We start from the raw sequence: 18486 nt of genomic DNA on the forward strand, positions 1-18486 counted from the left end.
ATGACGGATGAAATACATTCGTATCGTGATATACGATACATTGAATAGTTGAATGAGCAACACTACTGGTGAGGGGAACATGGAGCTACCGATGACCGAGCGGAGGGGGGAAGCACGTATCGATACCGCGATCCGGACCGCAAGCGAGGGGTATCACCGCGGTCGGACGCTGCGCAATCGGGCCTCGATGGCCCTCCAGCGAAAACGCCGCGAGTACGACGTCGGCACCGTCTCGGAGGGGACGTTCGACCGGGTTCTCGACTCCCACCGGACCGACACCGTCTTCGTCCACGTCGGCCTGCGCGACATCAGCCGGGCGTTCGAGCGCGATCCCTACGAGTTCCTGCTCGGGCGACTCGACGAGCGCTTCGAGTCGGTCCTCAACCCGGGGTTTACGCCCGCGTTCCGGTCGGTCGACGGCGGGGTCTACCACAAGCGCCACTCGCTGCCGAGGTTCGGGGCGTTCTCGCGGCTGTTTCTGGAGGACTGTGAGTACCGGACCGACGACCCGACTAACTCGATACTGGTGCGGGGGCCGTATCGCTTCGACGGCTGTCGCCACGACGATACGTGGGCGGCCGACGGCTGTTTCGCCAAACTGGACCGCGAGAACGTCCAGTACCTGAACGTCGGCACCGACTGGCTGCGCTCCTCGCACATCCACTACCTCGAGAACCGACTGAACGTCCCCTACATCGAGACGGTCGAGTACGAGGGCGTGCTCTACCGCGAGGACGAGACCGCGGAGCGGATCACCCACCGGTCACACGAGTACACGATGGAGGTCACGTGGAACAGGGCGAAGATCCAGGACGACCTCGAACGCGCGGGCGTCCTCGACAGCTACGACCTGAACGGCCTGCAGGTGTTCGCGTTTCGCGCGCGCGACATCCGGCAGGTGCTCACCCCGAAGATCCTCGCGGACCCGTACTACCTCGTCACGTAGGGAGGGTCCGCAGGCGATCGAGGGTCGTCTCGATCTCCGTGGTACAGACCGCGAGCGAGAAGCCGTCGATCCGCGCGAGGTCGGGCGCGTGCTCCCAGAGGTCCGCCTCCGAGAGCCCGTGGAGGACGACCGCGTTCGGCGTCGGGTTGACCACCCGCATCGCCACCAGCGGGGACTCCCCGCGGGTGACGCCGGTGAACACCAGCGCGCGGTTCGTGCTCTGGCCGTAGAGGCGGTAGAACTCCTCGCTCGACAGACGAGTGATCGCCTCGATGCTGTCGATCACGGTGTGGCCGCTGATCCGATCCGAGGTGCCCGAGACCACCTCGGTCGCGTCGATCGCGTCGTAGAACCGCTCCAGGGGGACGGTCGCGGGGTACTCGCGCAGGTCGTGGACGATGTCGCTCTCGAACCCCGCGGAGATCACGCGGGCGTACTGTCGGATCCGGTCGCCGCCGCGGCGTTCGTCGATGTCGAGCAGCGCGGTGACGATCCGCCGGACGACCGCGATACCCGGACTCTTCCGCCGGCCGCTCTCGTAGTCGGAGATCACCGACGAGGAGATCGAGAGCTCCTCGGCGAGTTCGGTCTGCGAGACCGTGAAGTCGGTGCGCCACTTCCTGAGCGTCGCTCCCGGATCCTCGCTGAGCGTGATCTCGCCGGCGACCTTCTCGGCGAGTTCGGCCCGCGGCGAGCGCGAACTCATCCCGTCCCCCCGAATCGGCCCGCAGGTGTGACGAACATCTCGTTCGACGATCGTCTAGGCGTCCACTCATAGCTGTCGGTCGGTCGGTACGGAGTGCTCCTGTGATCTCTTCTAGCACACAGACTCATATGGAGTCACACGGTATACAGTCCCATGCCACCTGTGACGGTACACATCGCCCTTGGGGGGTTGATCGGCGCGGTGCTTCTGGCGGACCACTTCGACACGCGGGCGATCCTCGTCGTGATGGGGGTTTCGGGCGTCCCCGATCTCGACGTGTTCGTCGGGTTCGTCCTCCCCGGGACGCACCGGGCGGCGTTACACACGCTGTTGTTCCCCGCCCTCCTCGTCGGCCTGCTCGTCTGGGACGTCTACGTCCGCGAGGAGTCCTACGTCCTCCGTCGGTGGGGGGCCTACGGCGTCCAGGTCGCCTGGGTCAGCATCGTCTCCATGACGCTCGCACACATCGTCCTCGACTCGTTCGGCGACGGTATCAACGCCTTCTGGCCGCTGTACGACCGGTTCTACATGATCTCGGGCAATCTCGTGCTCTGGCACGACAACGGACTCGCCGTCGACTTCATCGAGGTCGTCGAACTCGGGACGACCGCCGATACCCACTACGGGACCGGGTTCGACACGGTACGCGCCGACGGCAGGCGGCGGTTCCCGGTCGCCCTGACCGGCGAGCAGTTCGTCCTGATGGTCGCGAGCTGTGCGGTCGTCACCCGGCGCATCATCGATGACCTCCGGACGACGACCGTCACCCGGACCGCCGAGTACCTGAGCGAGGACTGATACCGTCGATCGTGGACGCCTGACCGGCAGTGGTGTGAGTCGACGGGCACGGACACGAGTCTCGCCCGTCGTGGCTCCTGGCGATTCACGGCGGTATGACCGACGGTACAACGACAGCGCGAAGCCCCGGCCCCTCGAAGCGCCCGCATGGAGCTCAGACCGTACGAACCCGGCGCTGACGAGGACGACCTCTGGACGCTCAAACGGGCCTTCGAGCGGGGCCTCGGGGCCGGAACGGGCGGCGAGGAGAAGGAGGCGCTCTACGAGGCGAAACTCACCCCCGCCTACCGCGAGCGGTATCTCGACTGGGTGGGCCGGTGTGTCGCCACGGACCCCCGGTGTGTGACGGTCGCCGACGACGACGCGCCCGTCGGCTACGCCTTCGTCCTGCCCGAACGGTTGGCGATGATCTGGGACGCGGCGGTCCTGAACGAACTCTACGTCGCGCCCGAGCACCGCGGAACCGGCGTCGCCGACGACCTGATGGACGCGGCGTGCGCGCTCGCGAGCGAGCAGGACCTCCCCCTGGATCGACTCGTCCTCGACGTAGACCCCGAGAACGCCCGCGCGCGGGCGTTCTACGACCGCCACGACTTCGAGCCGTGGGGCGAGATGGTCGCCCGGCCGCTCCCGTAAACCGTTATCGGCGATATAGAATCCGTCGGAACGACGATCGGCGCGGTTCGTGCCATTCAAGCCTCCCGACCGACAACGCCCGACAATGATTCTGCGGGACGCGCGCCTGTTCGACGGGCGCGGCGCGGTCGAGACGGACGCGGCGATCCGGTTCGACCCCGAGACGGGGCGTATCGAGGCGGTCGGCGACGCCGACCGACAGGGCGACGAACCGGCGATCTCGATCCCCGGCCACACGGTGGTACCGGGGCTGGTCGACGCCCACGTCCACTTCTCGCTGTCGGGACAGGCGACGATCGAGGACGTCGTCGGGCGAAGCGACGCGGAACTCACGCTGACGGAGGTGAAGAACGCCCGGACGACCCTCGAGGCGGGCGTGACGAGCGTCCGCGCGATGGGCGCGCGCGATCTAGACGTCGTGGTGAAACGCGCGATCGATCGGGGGGAGATTCCGGGCCCGCGGACGCTCGCGAACTGCCGGTCGATCACGATCACCGGGGGCCACGGCCACCACCTCGGGCGCGAGGTCGACGGCCCCACCGAGTGTCGCCGCGCGGTCCGCGAGCAGGTCAAGAAGGGGGCGGGCTTCATCAAGTTCATGGCGACCGGCGGGGTGACGACCCCGGGCACCGACCCCGAGACGCTCGCGTTCACACACGAGGAACTCGAGGCGATCGTCGACGAGGCCCACCGGCGAGGGGTCCACGCGGCGACCCACGCCCACGGCGCCGAGGGGATCAAGGCCGCGGCGGCGGCGGGCGTCGACACGGTCGAACACGGCACCTTCATGGACGCGGAGGCGATCGACCTGTTGGTCACGAACGACGTGACGCTCGTTCCGACGCTGTCTGCGCCCTATCGGATCGCGCGCAACGCCGAGCAGGCCACCGCCGAGAGCACGCAGAAGACCGGCGACGTCTACGAGCGCCACATCGAGTCGTTCAAGCGGGCCCACGAGGCCGGCGTGGAGATCGCCGGCGGCACCGACGCGGGCACGCCCTTCAACTACCACGGGACGAATAGTACGGAAATCTCCTTCATGGTCGAACACGGAATGGCCCCGGAGGAGGCCATCGAGGCGATGACCGCGACCGCCGCCGACGTGGTCGGCCTCGACGTGGGCGTCCTCGAACCCGGTCGGTTCGCCGACCTGCTGGTGATCGAGGGCGACCCCCTCGAAGACGTCTCGCTGCTTCGAGAGCCGACGGCCGTGCTCAAGGGCGGGGAGGTCGTCGCGGGAGGACTCCCGGACGGCCGAAGCGGTCGTTGATCGGCCACCGAGCGGTCTGAAACCGAGCGTGCGTGTTTATCCCGTTCGCCGACGAACCTCGAGAGATGACCACTGAATCGTTCGGCGAGATCACTGGAACGGGGATGGACGAGGCGGAGGTCGGGGCGTTTCTTCACGATCGGGGGATCGGGGTGTTGTCGCTCGCGCGCGACGGCGAGGCCTACGGCGTTCCGGTGTCCTTCGGCTACGACGGGACGGACCGGCTCTACTTCGTCTTCCTCCGGGTCGGCGAGGAGAGCAGGAAGGAGGCGTTCGCCGCGGCGACCGACCGGGCGAGTTTCACGATCTACGACGTGGAGTCGAAACACGCCTGGCGGAGCGTGATCGTACACGGGCGGATCCGGGAGGTGGCCGACGACGAGTGGGAGACGGTCAGGGACTCGATCGACGACAACGCGTGGTATCCGAGCCTCTTCTCGGAGGCCGAACCCATGCGGGACATCCAGGGGTGGGTACTGGAGATCGAGGAGATGACTGGCCAGAAGAACGAGGGCTGACCGCCGCGGTCGTCAAAACGGCAGTCGAAGCGCGGTTTCGGTGCCCGCTCAGTCGATCAGGCGCTCTTCGAGCACCTCGGCGATCCGCTCGTTGGTCTCGGGGCTGTAGTGGCCGCCCTCGCCGCGCTGGACGTACAGCGACTCGGGGTCGCCCGAGAGGTGCTCGGCCATGTCGATCGTCTCCAGGTCGGGGTAGTGCCCGTCGAGGCGCTCCATGAGGTCGCCGTAGATCGGGCCGTGTTCGGCCTCGTGGGTCGCGTATCGAAGTTGCTGGACCATCACGAACACCGGGGTGAAGTCGTGTTCGTTCGCGTAGTCGACGAACTCGCCGATCAGCGCGTCGAAGAGGTCGGCTTTCTCCTCGAACAGCCGCTCGTGATAGCGCACGCGCGACCGTTCAAGTCGGAGGGTCGTCGCCGCCTGTCGCGCCCCGAAGTCGATCCCCGGAATCGAGATCCCGTACTCGCTTTCGAGGTCCATCCCCGCGCCGTAGAGCGCGTACTTGACCTGGTCGGGGTCGTCGAGGAAGTCCGTCGCGTAGGGAAAGCTCGCCAGATGGGGTTTGAACCAGTTCTCGTAGTGGTCGTCGTGCGTCCGCAGGAAGGGCGCGCGGGATTCGAGGTCGAGCAACCCCTCTTTCTCGTCGACCGGGCTCTCGACGAGTTCGAGTTCGCCGTCCCGGAGTTCGTATCGCGGCTTCACGGCGAGGACGTTCCCGAACTCCTGGTAGTGCTTCCAGACCGAGAGGATTCGGGCGATCGAGGAGGCGGTGACGACCATGCAGACGTGGTCGGTGGGGTCCTCGGGGTACTGGCGTTTCATCCGCAGGAGCGCCTGATCGAGGCCGTAGTTCCCGCCGCCGTAGTTGCCGACGTGGGAGTCGATCTTCCTGGCGAGGTGGTTCTGGAACGTGTCCTCGTCGTCGACCTCCCGGCAGAAACAGTACGAGTCGCCGTAGGTCGAGACCGCGCCGCGTCCCGACCCACGTTCGGCGGCGGGACAGGCCCGGCTGCCGTACTCGTCGGTCGAGTAGGTGACGACGCTCTCGACCTCCTCGCCGGGGAGGTGGTCGCCGGTGTCCTTCTGTTTCCTCATGTTCGGCTGGGGGACCCACCCGAGTTCGGGGTCGAAACTGGTGTACTTCTCCAGCAACGCGGAACTGATCCCCGGAAACTCCTCGAGGACGACGGTCGGCATGCTACCCAACCCTTCGCCGTAGCGTTCGAGCGCGCGCCGGGAGACGACCTCCGCGGCGACCGCGAGAACGATCAGAGCGAATACTATCGGAAGGACGGTTACCATCGCCTTCGGCTATCCGGACGGGGCATAAAGGCGTTCTGCCGGAATCGTTCAGCGGGCCCCCTCGCCGTTTGTCCCGCGCCCGTCGAGGGCCGGCGTCACAGCGGGATCGAACGCGAGGAGCCACACGGCGTACGCGAGTATCACGAGTTCGAGATAGAACGCCGGCAGCGCGAGGTAGTAGCGGACGTAGCCCTCCTGTACGAACGGGATCGAGGCGAACAGTCCCTCGGCGTAGGCCGCCGAGGGATCGACGACCATCGGGTTCTCCCAGTGGAGGACGGGCCACCCCAGCATGGCGACGGCGTGGTCGCCCCGGCCGTTCACGAACAGTTGGAGGACGTCCGCCGCGAGGTGGGCCGTCCAGCCGACGGCCACCCCGACGGTCGGGGGGCCGTAGCGACCGAAAAGGAGGGCGGCCACGACGCTCAGGCCGAGCAGCGAGTGTGAGACCGTCTGATAGGCGGGAAACACGCCGAGGGATCCGAGCGTCTTGTCGACGAGGTCGGGGACGATCGACCCGAGAACGCACCACCGCGTGTCGAGCGCCGTCTTTCGGCCGATGACGTAGCCGATCGCGACGTGTGCGGGGAACCACATATCGAGTAGAGCGCTGGAAGAGGGCATAAATATAAGATAACTGAGTAGTAACCGGCGTCGGTAACGGCTCGCTCCCGCTCGTCTCGTGGGGTCGACGAGTTCGAGGAGTGACGCTCCGCAACCACTAAACGCGCCTCGTGCTTTCCTTCGGCAATGGCCGATTGGACCGAGACGCACCGCCCGACGACGCTGTCGGAGGTGCGGGGCAACGACAAGGCCCGCGACGCGCTGCGCGAGTGGGCGACCACGTGGGAGGACCACCGAAAGGCCGTCATCCTCCACGGGAGTCCCGGCGTCGGCAAGACCTCCGCGGCCCACGCGCTCGCGAACGACATGGGCTGGCCGACGATCGAACTCAACGCCTCGGACCAGCGAAAGGCCGACATCGTCGAGCGAATCGCGGGCGAGGCGGCTCGAAGCGGGACCCTCACTGGGGGATCGGCGGGCCGTCGGCTCGTGATCCTCGACGAGGCCGACAACTTCCACGGCAACGTCGACTACGGCGGCTCGCGGGCCGTGACCGACGTGATCAAGTCCGCGAACCAGCCGGTCGTGTTGATCGCCAACGAGTTCTACGACATGTCCCAGAGCCTCAGGAACTCCTGCGAGACCATCGAGTTCCGGGACGTCTCGAAGCGCTCGATCGTGCCCGTCCTCCGGGACATCTGCCGACAGGAGGGCATCGAGTTCGAGGAGAGCGCGCTGGAGGCGATCGCCGAGAGCACGAGCGGGGACCTCCGGTCGGCGGTCAACGACCTGCAGGCGATCGCCGAGAAGGAGGACCGCCTGACCGCCGAGGCGGTCGTCACGGGCGAACGCGACCGCACCAAGGGGATCTTCGACTTCCTCGACGAGGTGATCAAGGAGAAGGGCGCTCAAGAGGCGCTGTACGCCTCCTACGACGTCGACGAGACCCCCGACGACCTCATCAACTGGATCGAGGACAACGTCCCCAAGGACTTCGAGGGGGCGGAACTCGCCGACGCCTACACCGCCCTCGCGCGGGCGGATCGCTGGCTCGGGCGCGTTCGCGCGACGCAGAACTACTCGTACTGGCGCTACGCGAGCGACAACATGACCGCCGGCGTCGCCGCCGCCCGCCGCGAGCCGAAGGGGGGGTGGACCCGCTACGGCCCGCCGAGTTACTGGCGGAAACTCGGGAGGTCGCGCGCGGCGCGCGACCGACGGGACTACGTCGCCCGGCGGATCGCCGAGTCGAGCGGGACGAGCATGTCGAGCGCCCGGCGGGAGGTCCTGCCCTACCTCGCGGCGATGACCCACCACTGCAAGAACCGAGAACTCACCGTCGCGATGACCGCGCGCTACGAACTGGACGCCGAACACGTCTCGTTTATCACCGGTAGCGGGAAGGACACCAACAAGGTCCGGGACATCGTCGCGGACGCCGAGCGCCTTCGCGAGGAAACCGCGGTCGAGGGTTCGGGTGGCGCGTTCGAGGGCGCACGCCGGTCGAGCGCCGAGGAGGACGCCGATACCGACGACCCCGCAGGGGGCGATGGCGACGAGCACACGGACGAACGCGACGACGAGGGGTCGGACGCCGACGACTCCCAGTCGGGTCTGGGCGACTTCATGTGATCCTACGGGGCGGTTAGGACCGTCGTAGTTATATGTAATCGTGTTGTATAGTGTAGCCCCATGGTCTCCGAAGTCCTCCACGTCACCTGCCCCCACTGCGGTTCCGTGACTGCGGCTACCGCTATCGGCCCGACCGCGGCGCCGAACGATCGCCTAAAGGGAACCTCCGACAGCTGTTCGAGCTGCGAGAACGGCTTCGAGCTGTACTACTACTGAGCCTGCGGGCCCGTCGTCGCGGGTCCGATCCGAGAGGTGAGCCACGCCGCGGCGACGGCGATCAGGAACGCGACGGTCATCGCCGTCGCGTCGAGCAGTTGGATCAGGTCCGTGTAGACGTAGCGGCCCAACAACAGTTGGGCGGCGAGGACCACCGCGCCGACGGCCGCGAGCAGGCGCACCCGCGAGAGACGGGGGGCGCTCGGTTCGAGGAGGCCCGACCAGACGGCCGCCGCGAGCAGGGTCGCGAACAGCGCGAGGCCGACCGCGTAGTAGATCGCCTGCACGGCCGCGGTGTGGGCGATCAGCGTGCCGGGCGAGAGCGCGACGAGGACCGGGAACAGCCCGACTGCGGCGAACAGCGCGTAGCGGACCCGTCCGACGCTCGCGAGGTCGGACAGATACCACAGCGTCGCCAGCACGAGCGACCCGAAGATTGTCAGCGCGGTGAGGAAGTGCGCGGTGAGGTAGAACAGCGAGTAGTCGAGCACCGTCCCGGCGCCCAGAAGCGCCTGCAGCGGGTAGAGCGCGAGCGCGACCGTCATCGCCAGTCGGATCCGCCGGTCGTCCTGCCAGCGCCAGGCCCCGTAGGTCGCGCCGATCACGACGAAGCCCGCGATCATCGCGACCAACCGGTGGAACCACTCGATGAAACTCGGCCAGTTCGCGGGGAACAGCCCGAACACCGCGCCGTCACACAGCGGCCACCGCCCCGCACAGGTCAGGCCGGCGCCCGCGGCGGCCGTGTAGATCCCGATCAGCAACAGGACGTAGGTGAGCCCCGTCGTCGCCACCAGCAGCGAGCGCAACCGAGAGCGGTTCGTCAACCTCCGCGTCGTGACTCGCGTCATGGCTATCGTCCGGACCTCGGGACCCGCCGCACATATACCCTCGGCTGTCCCCGTGTGGGCGTGTTCGTCACGGCGGTTGGACGAACCCGCTCGCTGACGTACAGGTGAGGGTATAGCTCTGTCCAACCGGGGTCGGCCCCCGGCAGTTTTGGTCCTCCCGGGAGAGTCCCGGATATGAAACGCACTCGACTGGACGCCTACCGGATGCGATACGATCTCGACTCCGTCTGGCTCGCGCGCCCCGAGAACTTCGCGTGGCTCACCGGCGGGAACAACGTCGTCGACCGCGCGGGGGAGGTCGGCGTCGCCGCCGCGGGCTACGACGGCCACGACGTGGTCGTGATCACCGACAACATCGAGGCCGCCCGACTCGCCGAAGAGGAACTCTCCGGCGAACGCGTGCTCACCTACGACTGGTACGCCGGTTCGCTCGCCGACGCCGTCGCCTCATACACCGAGGATACGGCGGCCGCGGACTTCCGGGCCCCCGGCCTCCGACACGTCGACATCAGCGCGCTTCGCTACCCCCTCACCGAGGGCGATATCGAGCGCTACCGCGATCTAGGGCGCGACACCGCCGAGGTCCTCGAAGAGGTCTGTCGGGACCTCGAACCGACGAGCACCGAACGCGAGGTCGCCGCCGACCTCCGAGGTGGACTCGCGAATCGGGGGATCGACTCGCCGGTGGCGCTCGTCGGCGGCGCGAAACGCGCCCGCGAGTACCGCCACTACACGCCGACGACGACGAAGCTCGGCAGGTACGCGCTCGTCTCCGTGACTGCTCGCCGGAACGGGCTGTACGCCAGCTGTACCCGGACCGTGGCGTTCGACGCACCCGATTGGCTCGAGTCGCGCCACGAGGCCGCGACGAAGGTGGAGACGGCGGCGCTTTCGGCCACCAGGAGGGTGGGGCAGGCCGGCGGCGAGGCCCGAGACGTCTTCGCGTCGATCCAGGAGGCCTACCGCGACGTGAGCTATCCCCGCGAGTGGCAACGCCACCACCAGGGCGGCGCGGCAGGGTACCAGGGGAGAGAATGGATCGCGACCCCGTGGCACGACGGGGAGGTGACGCTGCCGATGGCGTACGCGTGGAACCCCACCGTGCAGGGCGCGAAAAGCGAGGATACGGTGCTCGTAACCGAGGACGAGCCGGAGGTCCTGACGACCACCGGCGAGTGGCCGACCCGCACGGTCTCCGCGGCGGGGCTTGAACTCGAACGCCCGGCGATTCTGGAACTCGACTAGTCGCCCGCGTGGCGGTCGGCGCGCGAGGGCGGCGGGACGCCCGGGCCGCTCCTCACGGGGGGCGTCTCGGGTCGGAGACACCGGTCGGGTTCGCGGTTGACGTGGGCGTACTCCTCCGGCGAGTTGGCGAGCGGGTGGGCGGGGTTGTCGGCCCCGTCGATCACCGCCGCACGCAGCTCGGCGAACCCGGCGATGCGTGCGCGGATGCCCCGCCAGTGGTTCTGCCCCGCGGGCGGGATTCGGATCTCGCCGGGATGCCAGCCGTCGCGCGTGGCGAGTGCCGTGGCGTTGACGTTGGTCGCAAGCGAGTCGTGATCCGTGAGGACGCCGACGCGGGCGGTACGGGGGGCGCGCGCGGCGAGCACGTCGAGCCCGAAGTGGAGCGCCTGGTACTCGGCGACGTTGTTGTCGGTTGCGGTGGTGGGAAGGGCGAAGCGCGCGACCCGTTCCCCGTCCCGCGTCTCGATGACGACGCCCATTCCCGCCCGATGGTCGTGGAGGTGATAGGACCCGTCGGTCGCGACGTAGAAGTCGCGGTGATGGGTTCGTGGCGGGTGGGCGACGTGGGGGGTCGGGGCGCTGTCGAAGCGATCGCGGAGGGACCGGCGGCCATAGGCGGCCATGGGAGGAGGTATGACGGCGATCCTATATAAGCGTGGCCCGGACCCGAGGGCTTGAAGTCGGTCGCCGCGACAGTTCCGACGTGAGCAGGTATCGAACCCCCGCCCTGTTTCTCCTGCTGGCGACCGTCTGGGGGACGGCCTTCGTCGCCATCAGGGCAGGCCTCGAGTACTTCCCGCCCGTGCTGTTCGCGGCGCTTCGCTACGACGTCGCGGCGGCGTTCATGCTCGCCTACGCGATCTACGTCACCGACCGTCCGGTCCCCCGAACGCGCGGGGAGTGGTCCCTCGTCGTCATCGGCGGCGTGTTGCTCATCGCGGCCTATCACGCGCTGTTGTTCGTCGGCCAGCAGAGCGTGACCAGCGCGATGGCGGCCGTGGTCGTCAGCCTCTCGCCGGTGCTCACGGCCGCCTTCGCTCGGATCTGGCTTCCGAGCGAACGGCTGGCACCCGCCGGCCTCCTCGGGATGGGCCTCGGCCTCGTGGGCGTCGTGGTCCTCTCGCGGCCCGACCCCGGGAACGTCCTCTCGGCCGACGTGATCGCCACGGGCCTGATCCTCGCCGCGGCGACCGCCTTCGCGCTCGGGAGCGTGCTGCTCAGGCGCAGCGAGGCCGAACTCCCGATCGAGACCCTGGAGGGGTGGTCGATGGCGCTCGGCGCGCTGGTGATGCACGCCCTCTCCGTTGCGATGCCGGGCGAGTCGCTCGCGGCGATCGAGTGGACCCCCGAGGCGGTCGTCGCGCTCGCCTACCTCGCGGTGGTGTCGAGCGCGGTCGGCTTCCTCCTGTATTTCGACCTGCTCGAACGGGTCGGGCCGATCGAGATCAACCTCGTCTCCTACGTGGTGCCCGTGGTCGCGGCGATCGCCGGCTGGCTCCTGCTGGCGGAGACGATCGATCCCGCGACGGTCGCCGGGTTCCTCGTCATCTTCGTCGGCTTCTGTCTGATCAAGCGCCGACAGCTCGCCGCCGAACTCCCCGTGTTACGCGCCGCGATAACCGAGCGCCTGTGAGCCGCCGGCTGCCGGACCGAAAGTTCCCGATCGGGCGATTTCTTTCCCCCGATCTGTGTCTCAAAGATATATCCCGTCGGATAGTGCATACTCGTATCGCAGGGTATATATAATCCATACACAATGACTGCTGTATGCCACGCGATACCGCGATAGATAGGCGGGGGTTTCTGAAGTTCGCCGGTGCGTCCGCGGCGGTCGCGACCACCGGGCTTGCGGGCTGTGTCGGGGGCGACGACGACGGCGGCGACCCGCTCGGCGGCGACGGTGACGGGGACCTCGAGATAACGGTCACGCAGGGGACCTTCGCGACCACGGTCGACCCGCAGGACCACAACGACACGCCGACGTACAACGTCCTCGATCAGGCCTACGAGCCGCTCCTGTACCGGGACGCAGAGGGCGAGATCGTCGAGTACCTCGCGAGCGACTACGAGCAGGTCGCCGACGACCAGGTCCGGTTCCAACTCCGCGAGGGCGTCTCGTTCCACAGCGGCGACGACCTGACCGCCGAGGACGTCGCCTACAGCATCAACCGGACGGTCGACGACGAGGTCGGCATCGTCAGCCCCCAGCAGGACGGCCTCTCGGGAGTCGAGAGCGCGGAGGCCGGGGAGGAGGGCACCGTCGACGTCTTCGCCGACGGACCGAGTCCCGCGATGCTCGCGAACTTCGCCTCGTTCGGGCGGATCGTCCAGCAGTCGTGGATGGAGGAACGCGAGGGCGAGACGATCCGCGAGGCCAACGGGACGGGGCCCTACCAGCTAGAGGAGTTCGAGGAGGACGTCAGAGCGACGTTCACGGCGTTCGACGACTACTGGGACGCCGACAACACCGGCGACGTCGTCGAGGTCACGTTCGAGGGCGCACCCGAGTCGAGCACGCGGGTCAACGCCCTGCTGGCCGGCGAAACCGACCTGATCACGGACGTCCCGCCGAGCGAGACGCCCAGGATCGAGGACGAGGACGGGATGTACTTCGAGTCGATCGCCAGCACACGGGTGATCTTCCTCGTGATGACCAACGACCGCGCCCCGTTCGACAGCCAGGAGTTCCGCCAGGCGATGAACTACGCGGTCGACGTCGAGGGGATCATCGACGAACTGCTCGAGGGGTTCGGCGAACCGACGAGTCAGCCCACGCTCGCGGGTCACTTCGGGCACGACCCTAACGTCGAAGCGTACCCGCACGACCCCGAGCAGGCCCAACAGCTGATCGAGCAGAGCGGCTACGCCGGCGAGGAGATCACCCTCCACACCCCGACGGGTCGATACCTCGGCGACGAGGAGATCGGCCGCGCCGCCGCGAGCCAGATCGACGGCCTCGAAAACGTCTCGTGTGACCTCGAGATCCGGGATTTCGGTGATCTGGTCAGCGAGATCCTCGACGGCGAGATGTCGACCTCGCCGGGCTTTTACCTGATCGGCTGGGGCAATCCCACCTTCGACGCCAACTACACGCTCGTGCCGTGGTTCATGCCCGGTCAGGCGAGCTATCACTTCCAGAACGACGAGGTCGAGGGGCTGATCGAGCAGAGCGAGGCCGAGATGGACGAGGACGCCCGCGAGGGGCAGCTCCAGGAGGTCAACGCCCTGCTCAACGAACTCGCGCCGTGGGTGTTCCTCCACAACCAGTACAGCATCTACGGCGTCAACGAGTCCCTCGACTGGACGGCCCGGAGCGACGAGGACATCCTCGCGAAGGACATCTCGAGCGCCTGATTCGGATCCGTCTACAGGGAATCTCATGGCACTCGGCAAGTTCGTACTCAAGCGTCTCCTCCAGGGCGTGTTCGTCGTCTGGAGCGTCATCACGCTCGTCTTCCTCCTGCGGTTCATGACGCCCGGCAGCGCGGTCGCGTTCGTCGCCCCGCCCGGGGCGGACCTGGAGCTACGCGAGGCGATCGCGGAGGACCTCGGGCTCAACGACCCGATCCACGTACAGTACGTCGACTACATCGCAGGGTTGCTCCAGGGCGACATGGGCTACTCCTACGTCTCGGGGACGGAAGCGAGCATCAGGGTGTTCGCGCGGCTCCCCGCCACCGTCGAACTCGCGGTCGCGGCGACGCTCGTCGCGGTCGTCATCGCCATCCCGCTCGGCGTCGTGAGCGCGACCCGTCGTCACCAGCCCGCCGACTACGGGGCGACCTTTTTCTCGCTGATCGGCATCAGCACGCCCAACTTCTGGCTGGGGATCATGCTGATCCTCGTCGTCGCGGTCCAACTGAAGTGGCTGCCGACGAGCAGCCGTCCCATCGGCCTCGGCCCCGCGATCGAACTGCTCGTCTTCGAGGCGCGCCCCGAGGGGATCCGGATCTGGGCCCGGCACATGGTGCTTCCGGCGATCACCCTCGGGACCTACTTCACGGCACTGATCACCCGACTGACGAGAAGCGGAATGGTCGACGAGCTCGGGAGGGACTACGTCGACGCCACCCGCGCGAAGGGGCTCCCCGAGACGCTCGTGCGGTACAAACACGTCCTCAGAAACACGCTGATCCCGATCATCACCGTTCTCGGCCTCCAGCTTGGGACGCTGATCGGCGGGGCGGTCATCACCGAGGCGGTCTTCTCGTGGCCCGGTCTGGGCACCCTGCTGATCGACGCGATCCGCACGCGCGACTGGCCCATCATCCAGGGCTCGCTGATCGTCATCGGGATCGGTTTCGTCCTCATCAACACCGTCGTCGACATGCTCTACGCCTACGTCAACCCGCGGGTGATCGCCGAATGATCTCCCCGCGCGTCAAGCGCAGCCTGAGATCGGAGTTCGAACGCAGCCTGCTCGCGAAGATCGGCCTCGTCCTCCTGATGCTCATCGTCCTGATGGCCGTCTTCGCGCCGGTGCTCGCGCCGCACAACCCCACGGCGCAGGGGTTGGAATCGGGACAGACGCCGCCGATCGGCTTCACGCAGACCGAGACCACGACCCAACTCGTCGACGGCGAGACCGAGCGCGTCGAGCGCACCATCGAGCCGACGTGGGAACACCCGCTCGGGACCGACCAGTTCGGCCACGACATGCTCTCGCGGCTCATCTACGGGGCGCGCACCTCGCTCATGGTCGGTCTTCTCGGCACCGGGATCGCCGCCGGGATCGGCGTTCCCTACGGGCTTGCGGCGGGCTACTTCGGCGGGCGAACCGACGACACGCTGATGCGCGGCGCGGACGTCATGCTCGCGTTCCCGTCGCTCGTGCTGGCGATCGCCCTCATCGGCCTGTTCGGCGCGAGCGTGGTCCGCATCCCCGACCCCCTGGTCCAGTTGGGGCTGATCGAGGGCATGCCGCAGTCGTTCGCCCTCCCCGGGACCGTGACCCTCGTGGTGGCGCTCGTCAACTGGGTGTGGTTCGCCCGCGTCGCCCGCGGGGAGGCCCTGTCGATCAGGAGCGAGGAGTACGTCAAGGCCGCCCGCTCGATCGGGGCCTCGGACCGGACGATCCTCCGGAAACACGTCCTCCCGAACAGCCTGACGCCGATCATCGTCCTCGCCACTATCCAGGTCGCGGCGATCATCCTCCTCGAGAGCGCGCTGTCGTTCCTCGGGTTCTCGGGGACGACCCTCTCGTGGGGCTACGACATCGCACAGGGACGGGGCTATCTGGCGACGGCGTGGTGGATCTCGACGATCCCCGGCATCGCGATCCTGCTGAGCGTGGTTTCGGTGAACCTGCTCGGGGACTGGCTCCGCGACGCGCTCGATCCGAGCATCGAGGGGGAGGGTGGTGTCTGATGGCCCCTCTCCTCAGGGTCGAGGACCTCCACACCCGCTTTTTCACCGAGGAAGGGCAGGTCAACGCCGTCGAGGGCGTGAGCTTCACCGTCGAGGACGGCGAGGTGTTCGGCATCGTCGGCGAGAGCGGCTCGGGAAAGAGCGTCACCGCGCGCTCGCTGATCGACCTGATCGACTCGCCCGGACGCATCACGGAGGGGCGGATCTGGTTCCGTGATGCGGAACTCGCCGAGGCCGCGCTCGAGGAGGCGACCGACGGCGAGTACGTCGACCTGCGCGCGCTGCCCGAACGCGAGCGCCACGCGCTTCGGGGTAGCGGCTTCAGCATGATCTTCCAGGACGCGATGAGCAGTTTCAACCCCTCGATTACGGTCGGCGAGCAGATCGCGGAGGCCGTCGAGGTCCAGCGTCGTGCGGCGGCCAATCCCCGTTCGACCCGAGCGAAGACCCGTCAGGTGGGTCTGGGACAGTACCTCGCGAGCACGGTCGTCCCGTCCCAACGGTACGTCTCGACGGCGAGCCACGACCGGGCGGTCGAACTGCTCGAACTCGTCGGCATCCCCGACCCGACAGAGCGCGCCGAGGAGTACCCCCACCAGTTCTCGGGCGGGATGCTTCAGCGCGCGATGATCGCGCAGGCGCTGGCGGGCGAACCCGACGTGTTGATCGCCGACGAACCCACGACGGCGCTCGACGTGACCATTCAGGCGCAGATCCTCTCGTTGCTGGATCGACTGCAGGACGAAACCGACATGAGCATCGTCCTGATTACCCACAACCTGGGCGTCGTCGCGCGGATGTGCGACCGGGTCGGCGTGATGTACGCCGGCGAGATCGTCGAGCGGGGTACCCTCGAGGACGTCTTCGAGAACGCGGTCCACCCGTACACGCAGGGGCTGCTCGGCAGCATCCCCGACATCGAGGGAGCGAAAACGCGGTTGGAGCCGATCCCCGGCAACGTCCCCAGCCTGCTCGATCACGAGATGGGCGACCGGTGTTACTTCGCGGATCGCTGTCCGAAGGCGATGGAGGACTGCCTCGACCACCCGCCGGAGTTCGACGCCGAGGGGAGCGAGCGCCACGCGGTGCGGTGCGTCCTCGCGGAGACGACCTACGACGAGTCGCGGGCGCTCCCGGAGGGGTACTTCGATGAGTGACGCCCCCCTCCTCAGGGTCGACGGCCTTCAGAAGTACTTCTACGAGCAGGACAGCCTGATCGACCGACTGCTCGGAAACGAGCCGGTCGCGGTCCGTGCGGTCGACGGCGTCAGCTTCGAGATCCGACGGGGCGAGACGCTCGGACTGGTCGGCGAGTCGGGCTGTGGGAAGTCCACGACCGGCGAGACGCTGCTCCAGCTACAGGAGCCGACGGACGGCACCGTCGAGTTCGACGGCCGCCGGGTGAGCGACGGCGTCGACGAGTCGTTCCGCCGGCAGGCACAGATCGTCTTTCAGGACCCCTATTCGAGCCTCGATCCGCGGATGACGATCGGCGAGATCGTCCGCCAGCCGCTCGCGGTCCACGGGATCGGGACGAAAGCGGAGCGCCGCGAGCGCGTCCGGGACCTGCTCGAACGCGTCGGACTGTCGGCCGATCAGCTCGATCGGTATCCGCACGAGTTCTCGGGCGGCCAGCGCCAGCGGATCGGCATCGCCCGCGCGCTCGCGCTCGAACCCGAGTTCGTCGTGCTCGACGAACCGACCAGCGCGCTCGACGTGAGCGTCCAGGCACAGGTGCTCAACCTGCTCGACGACCTCCAGACGGAGTTCGACCTGACCTACCTGCTCATCAGCCACGACCTCTCGGTGATCCACCACAACTGCGACCGCGTCGCGGTGATGTACCTCGGCGAGATCGTCGAGGTCGGCCCGGTCGACGAGATATTCGAGGCGCCACAGCACCCCTACACCGAAGCGCTGCTCGAGAGCGTTCCCCGGGCGACCGTCGACGAACGGGACCGGGAGGTGACGACGCTGTCCGGCGACGTCCCCTCGCCACGGGACCCACCCAGCGGCTGTCGGTTCCGGACGAGGTGTCCGAGAATCATCCAACCGGAGGGCTACGAGTTCGAACAGCGGGCGTGGCGCTCGGTGATGGACCTACGCGAGCGGATCGAGCGCCGGGACGTCGACGTCGAGGGGATCCGCGAGCGTCTCGACGACCCCGACGAGGGGGCCGTCGCACGGGCGATACGCAAGGAACACGAGCTGGCCGCGCTCTCGGACGTGACGGCCGACTCGATCCTCGACGAGGCGCTCTCCGCGGTGGCGAACGGGGAGTTCGAGGCGGCCGAGACGCTACTGCGCGAGGAGTTCGAGACGGTCTGTGAGCGCGAGCGACCGGCGCTCGTCGGCGAGAACCGCACGCATCCGGCGGCGTGTCACCTTCACGACGAGCGCTTCGAGTAGGCGGCCGTCCCGTCGAGAGCGCTTCG

At 67.7% G+C, this 18486-nt stretch carries 18 protein-coding genes; 13 read left to right on the forward strand and 5 right to left on the reverse strand.

The features are described 5' to 3' along the window. Positions 1-52: 52 nt before the first annotated feature. On the forward strand, positions 53-946 hold the full coding sequence (locus QRT08_RS05835) for an AAC(3) family N-acetyltransferase (protein WP_286044976.1): 894 nt from the start codon (positions 53-55) through the stop codon (positions 944-946). On the opposite strand, the gene QRT08_RS05840 is transcribed toward QRT08_RS05835, so the two are convergent. Beyond that, entirely contained in the window at positions 939-1652 is a 714-nt protein-coding gene (locus QRT08_RS05840) for a helix-turn-helix domain-containing protein (protein WP_286044977.1), read from the reverse strand. The two genes, QRT08_RS05835 and QRT08_RS05840, sit on opposite strands and share 8 nt — an antisense overlap. 153 nt (positions 1653-1805) lie before the next feature. On the opposite strand from QRT08_RS05840, the gene QRT08_RS05845 reads away from it, so the two are divergent. The 4 genes from QRT08_RS05845 to QRT08_RS05860 all read left to right on the forward strand — a co-directional run bounded on the left by QRT08_RS05845 (position 1806) and on the right by QRT08_RS05860 (position 4874). Beyond that, positions 1806-2450: a metal-dependent hydrolase gene (locus QRT08_RS05845; RefSeq protein ID WP_286044978.1), complete on the forward strand. Its 645-nt coding sequence runs from the start codon at positions 1806-1808 to the stop codon at positions 2448-2450. A gap of 147 nt (positions 2451-2597) precedes the next feature. Then, positions 2598-3086, forward strand: coding sequence for a GNAT family N-acetyltransferase (locus QRT08_RS05850; protein ID WP_286044979.1), 489 nt, complete (start codon positions 2598-2600; stop codon positions 3084-3086). Between the two features lie 85 nt (positions 3087-3171). After that, on the forward strand, positions 3172-4356 hold the full coding sequence (locus QRT08_RS05855) for a metal-dependent hydrolase family protein (protein ID WP_286044980.1): 1185 nt from the start codon (positions 3172-3174) through the stop codon (positions 4354-4356). A 65-nt stretch (positions 4357-4421) separates the two neighbouring features. Continuing rightward, positions 4422-4874 (forward strand): pyridoxamine 5'-phosphate oxidase family protein, encoded by a 453-nt coding sequence (locus QRT08_RS05860; RefSeq protein WP_286044981.1) that lies wholly within the window; start codon positions 4422-4424, stop codon positions 4872-4874. Positions 4875-4922: 48 nt separating this feature from the next. Here QRT08_RS05860 and QRT08_RS05865 read toward each other — a convergent pair whose 3' ends face one another. Then, positions 4923-6176, reverse strand: coding sequence for a hypothetical protein (locus QRT08_RS05865; RefSeq protein ID WP_286044982.1), 1254 nt, complete (start codon positions 6174-6176; stop codon positions 4923-4925). Positions 6177-6224: 48 nt separating this feature from the next. Continuing rightward, a complete protein-coding gene (locus tag QRT08_RS05870; protein WP_286044983.1) occupies positions 6225-6773 on the reverse strand; it encodes a hypothetical protein in 549 nt (182 codons plus the stop codon). Between the two features lie 153 nt (positions 6774-6926). Here QRT08_RS05870 and QRT08_RS05875 point away from each other — a divergent pair, with 153 nt between their 5' ends. Then, positions 6927-8372, forward strand: coding sequence for a replication factor C large subunit (locus QRT08_RS05875; RefSeq protein WP_286044984.1), 1446 nt, complete (start codon positions 6927-6929; stop codon positions 8370-8372). Positions 8373-8581: 209 nt separating this feature from the next. On the opposite strand, the gene QRT08_RS05880 is transcribed toward QRT08_RS05875, so the two are convergent. After that, a complete protein-coding gene (locus QRT08_RS05880; protein WP_286044985.1) occupies positions 8582-9439 on the reverse strand; it encodes a COX15/CtaA family protein in 858 nt (285 codons plus the stop codon). Between the two features lie 174 nt (positions 9440-9613). Here QRT08_RS05880 and QRT08_RS05885 point away from each other — a divergent pair, with 174 nt between their 5' ends. Further along, positions 9614-10684, forward strand: coding sequence for a M24 family metallopeptidase (locus tag QRT08_RS05885; protein ID WP_286044986.1), 1071 nt, complete (start codon positions 9614-9616; stop codon positions 10682-10684). Here QRT08_RS05885 and QRT08_RS05890 read toward each other — a convergent pair. Next, a complete protein-coding gene (locus tag QRT08_RS05890) occupies positions 10681-11307 on the reverse strand; it encodes a reverse transcriptase-like protein (RefSeq protein WP_286044987.1) in 627 nt (208 codons plus the stop codon). The two genes, QRT08_RS05885 and QRT08_RS05890, sit on opposite strands and share 4 nt — an antisense overlap. A gap of 80 nt (positions 11308-11387) precedes the next feature. On the opposite strand from QRT08_RS05890, the gene QRT08_RS05895 reads away from it, so the two are divergent. From QRT08_RS05895 to QRT08_RS05920, 6 genes are all read left to right on the forward strand, one after another. Continuing rightward, positions 11388-12317, forward strand: coding sequence for a DMT family transporter (locus tag QRT08_RS05895; protein WP_286044988.1), 930 nt, complete (start codon positions 11388-11390; stop codon positions 12315-12317). A 134-nt stretch (positions 12318-12451) separates the two neighbouring features. Beyond that, entirely contained in the window at positions 12452-14038 is a 1587-nt protein-coding gene (locus QRT08_RS05900; RefSeq protein WP_286044989.1) for an ABC transporter substrate-binding protein, read from the forward strand. 25 nt (positions 14039-14063) lie between these two features. Next, positions 14064-15053, forward strand: coding sequence for an ABC transporter permease (locus QRT08_RS05905; protein ID WP_286044990.1), 990 nt, complete (start codon positions 14064-14066; stop codon positions 15051-15053). Continuing rightward, a complete protein-coding gene (locus QRT08_RS05910) occupies positions 15050-16051 on the forward strand; it encodes an ABC transporter permease (RefSeq protein WP_286044991.1) in 1002 nt (333 codons plus the stop codon). Before QRT08_RS05905 ends, QRT08_RS05910 begins: the two co-directional genes overlap by 4 nt. Beyond that, positions 16051-17208 (forward strand): ABC transporter ATP-binding protein, encoded by a 1158-nt coding sequence (locus QRT08_RS05915; protein WP_286044992.1) that lies wholly within the window; start codon positions 16051-16053, stop codon positions 17206-17208. Before QRT08_RS05910 ends, QRT08_RS05915 begins: the two co-directional genes overlap by 1 nt. Next, a complete protein-coding gene (locus tag QRT08_RS05920; protein ID WP_286044993.1) occupies positions 17201-18460 on the forward strand; it encodes an ABC transporter ATP-binding protein in 1260 nt (419 codons plus the stop codon). The genes QRT08_RS05915 and QRT08_RS05920 overlap by 8 nt, the downstream gene beginning before the upstream one ends. Positions 18461-18486: the final 26 nt, after the last annotated feature.

Origin of the sequence: Halalkalicoccus sp. NIPERK01 (genome assembly GCF_030287405.1) — an archaeon.
GTDB lineage: Archaea > Halobacteriota > Halobacteria > Halobacteriales > Halalkalicoccaceae > Halalkalicoccus.

Excerpts from the sequence above, each read along its gene's own strand:
- QRT08_RS05900 (WP_286044989.1), top strand. The coding sequence starts at position 12,452 with ATGCCACGCGATACCGCGATAGATAGGCGGGGGTTTCTGAAGTTCGCC.
- QRT08_RS05845 (WP_286044978.1), top strand. The coding sequence starts at position 1,806 with ATGCCACCTGTGACGGTACACATCGCCCTTGGGGGGTTGATCGGCGCG.
- QRT08_RS05855 (WP_286044980.1), top strand. The coding sequence starts at position 3,172 with ATGATTCTGCGGGACGCGCGCCTGTTCGACGGGCGCGGCGCGGTCGAG.
- QRT08_RS05890 (WP_286044987.1), bottom strand. The coding sequence starts at position 11,307 with ATGGCCGCCTATGGCCGCCGGTCCCTCCGCGATCGCTTCGACAGCGCC.
- QRT08_RS05910 (WP_286044991.1), top strand. The coding sequence starts at position 15,050 with ATGATCTCCCCGCGCGTCAAGCGCAGCCTGAGATCGGAGTTCGAACGC.
- QRT08_RS05875 (WP_286044984.1), top strand. The coding sequence starts at position 6,927 with ATGGCCGATTGGACCGAGACGCACCGCCCGACGACGCTGTCGGAGGTG.
- QRT08_RS05850 (WP_286044979.1), top strand. The coding sequence starts at position 2,598 with ATGGAGCTCAGACCGTACGAACCCGGCGCTGACGAGGACGACCTCTGG.
- QRT08_RS05885 (WP_286044986.1), top strand. The coding sequence starts at position 9,614 with ATGAAACGCACTCGACTGGACGCCTACCGGATGCGATACGATCTCGAC.
- QRT08_RS05860 (WP_286044981.1), top strand. The coding sequence starts at position 4,422 with ATGACCACTGAATCGTTCGGCGAGATCACTGGAACGGGGATGGACGAG.
- QRT08_RS05865 (WP_286044982.1), bottom strand. The coding sequence starts at position 6,176 with ATGGTAACCGTCCTTCCGATAGTATTCGCTCTGATCGTTCTCGCGGTC.
- QRT08_RS05840 (WP_286044977.1), bottom strand. The coding sequence starts at position 1,652 with ATGAGTTCGCGCTCGCCGCGGGCCGAACTCGCCGAGAAGGTCGCCGGC.
- QRT08_RS05905 (WP_286044990.1), top strand. The coding sequence starts at position 14,064 with ATGGCACTCGGCAAGTTCGTACTCAAGCGTCTCCTCCAGGGCGTGTTC.
- QRT08_RS05870 (WP_286044983.1), bottom strand. The coding sequence starts at position 6,773 with ATGTGGTTCCCCGCACACGTCGCGATCGGCTACGTCATCGGCCGAAAG.
- QRT08_RS05835 (WP_286044976.1), top strand. The coding sequence starts at position 53 with ATGAGCAACACTACTGGTGAGGGGAACATGGAGCTACCGATGACCGAG.
- QRT08_RS05880 (WP_286044985.1), bottom strand. The coding sequence starts at position 9,439 with ATGACGCGAGTCACGACGCGGAGGTTGACGAACCGCTCTCGGTTGCGC.
- QRT08_RS05915 (WP_286044992.1), top strand. The coding sequence starts at position 16,051 with ATGGCCCCTCTCCTCAGGGTCGAGGACCTCCACACCCGCTTTTTCACC.
- QRT08_RS05920 (WP_286044993.1), top strand. The coding sequence starts at position 17,201 with ATGAGTGACGCCCCCCTCCTCAGGGTCGACGGCCTTCAGAAGTACTTC.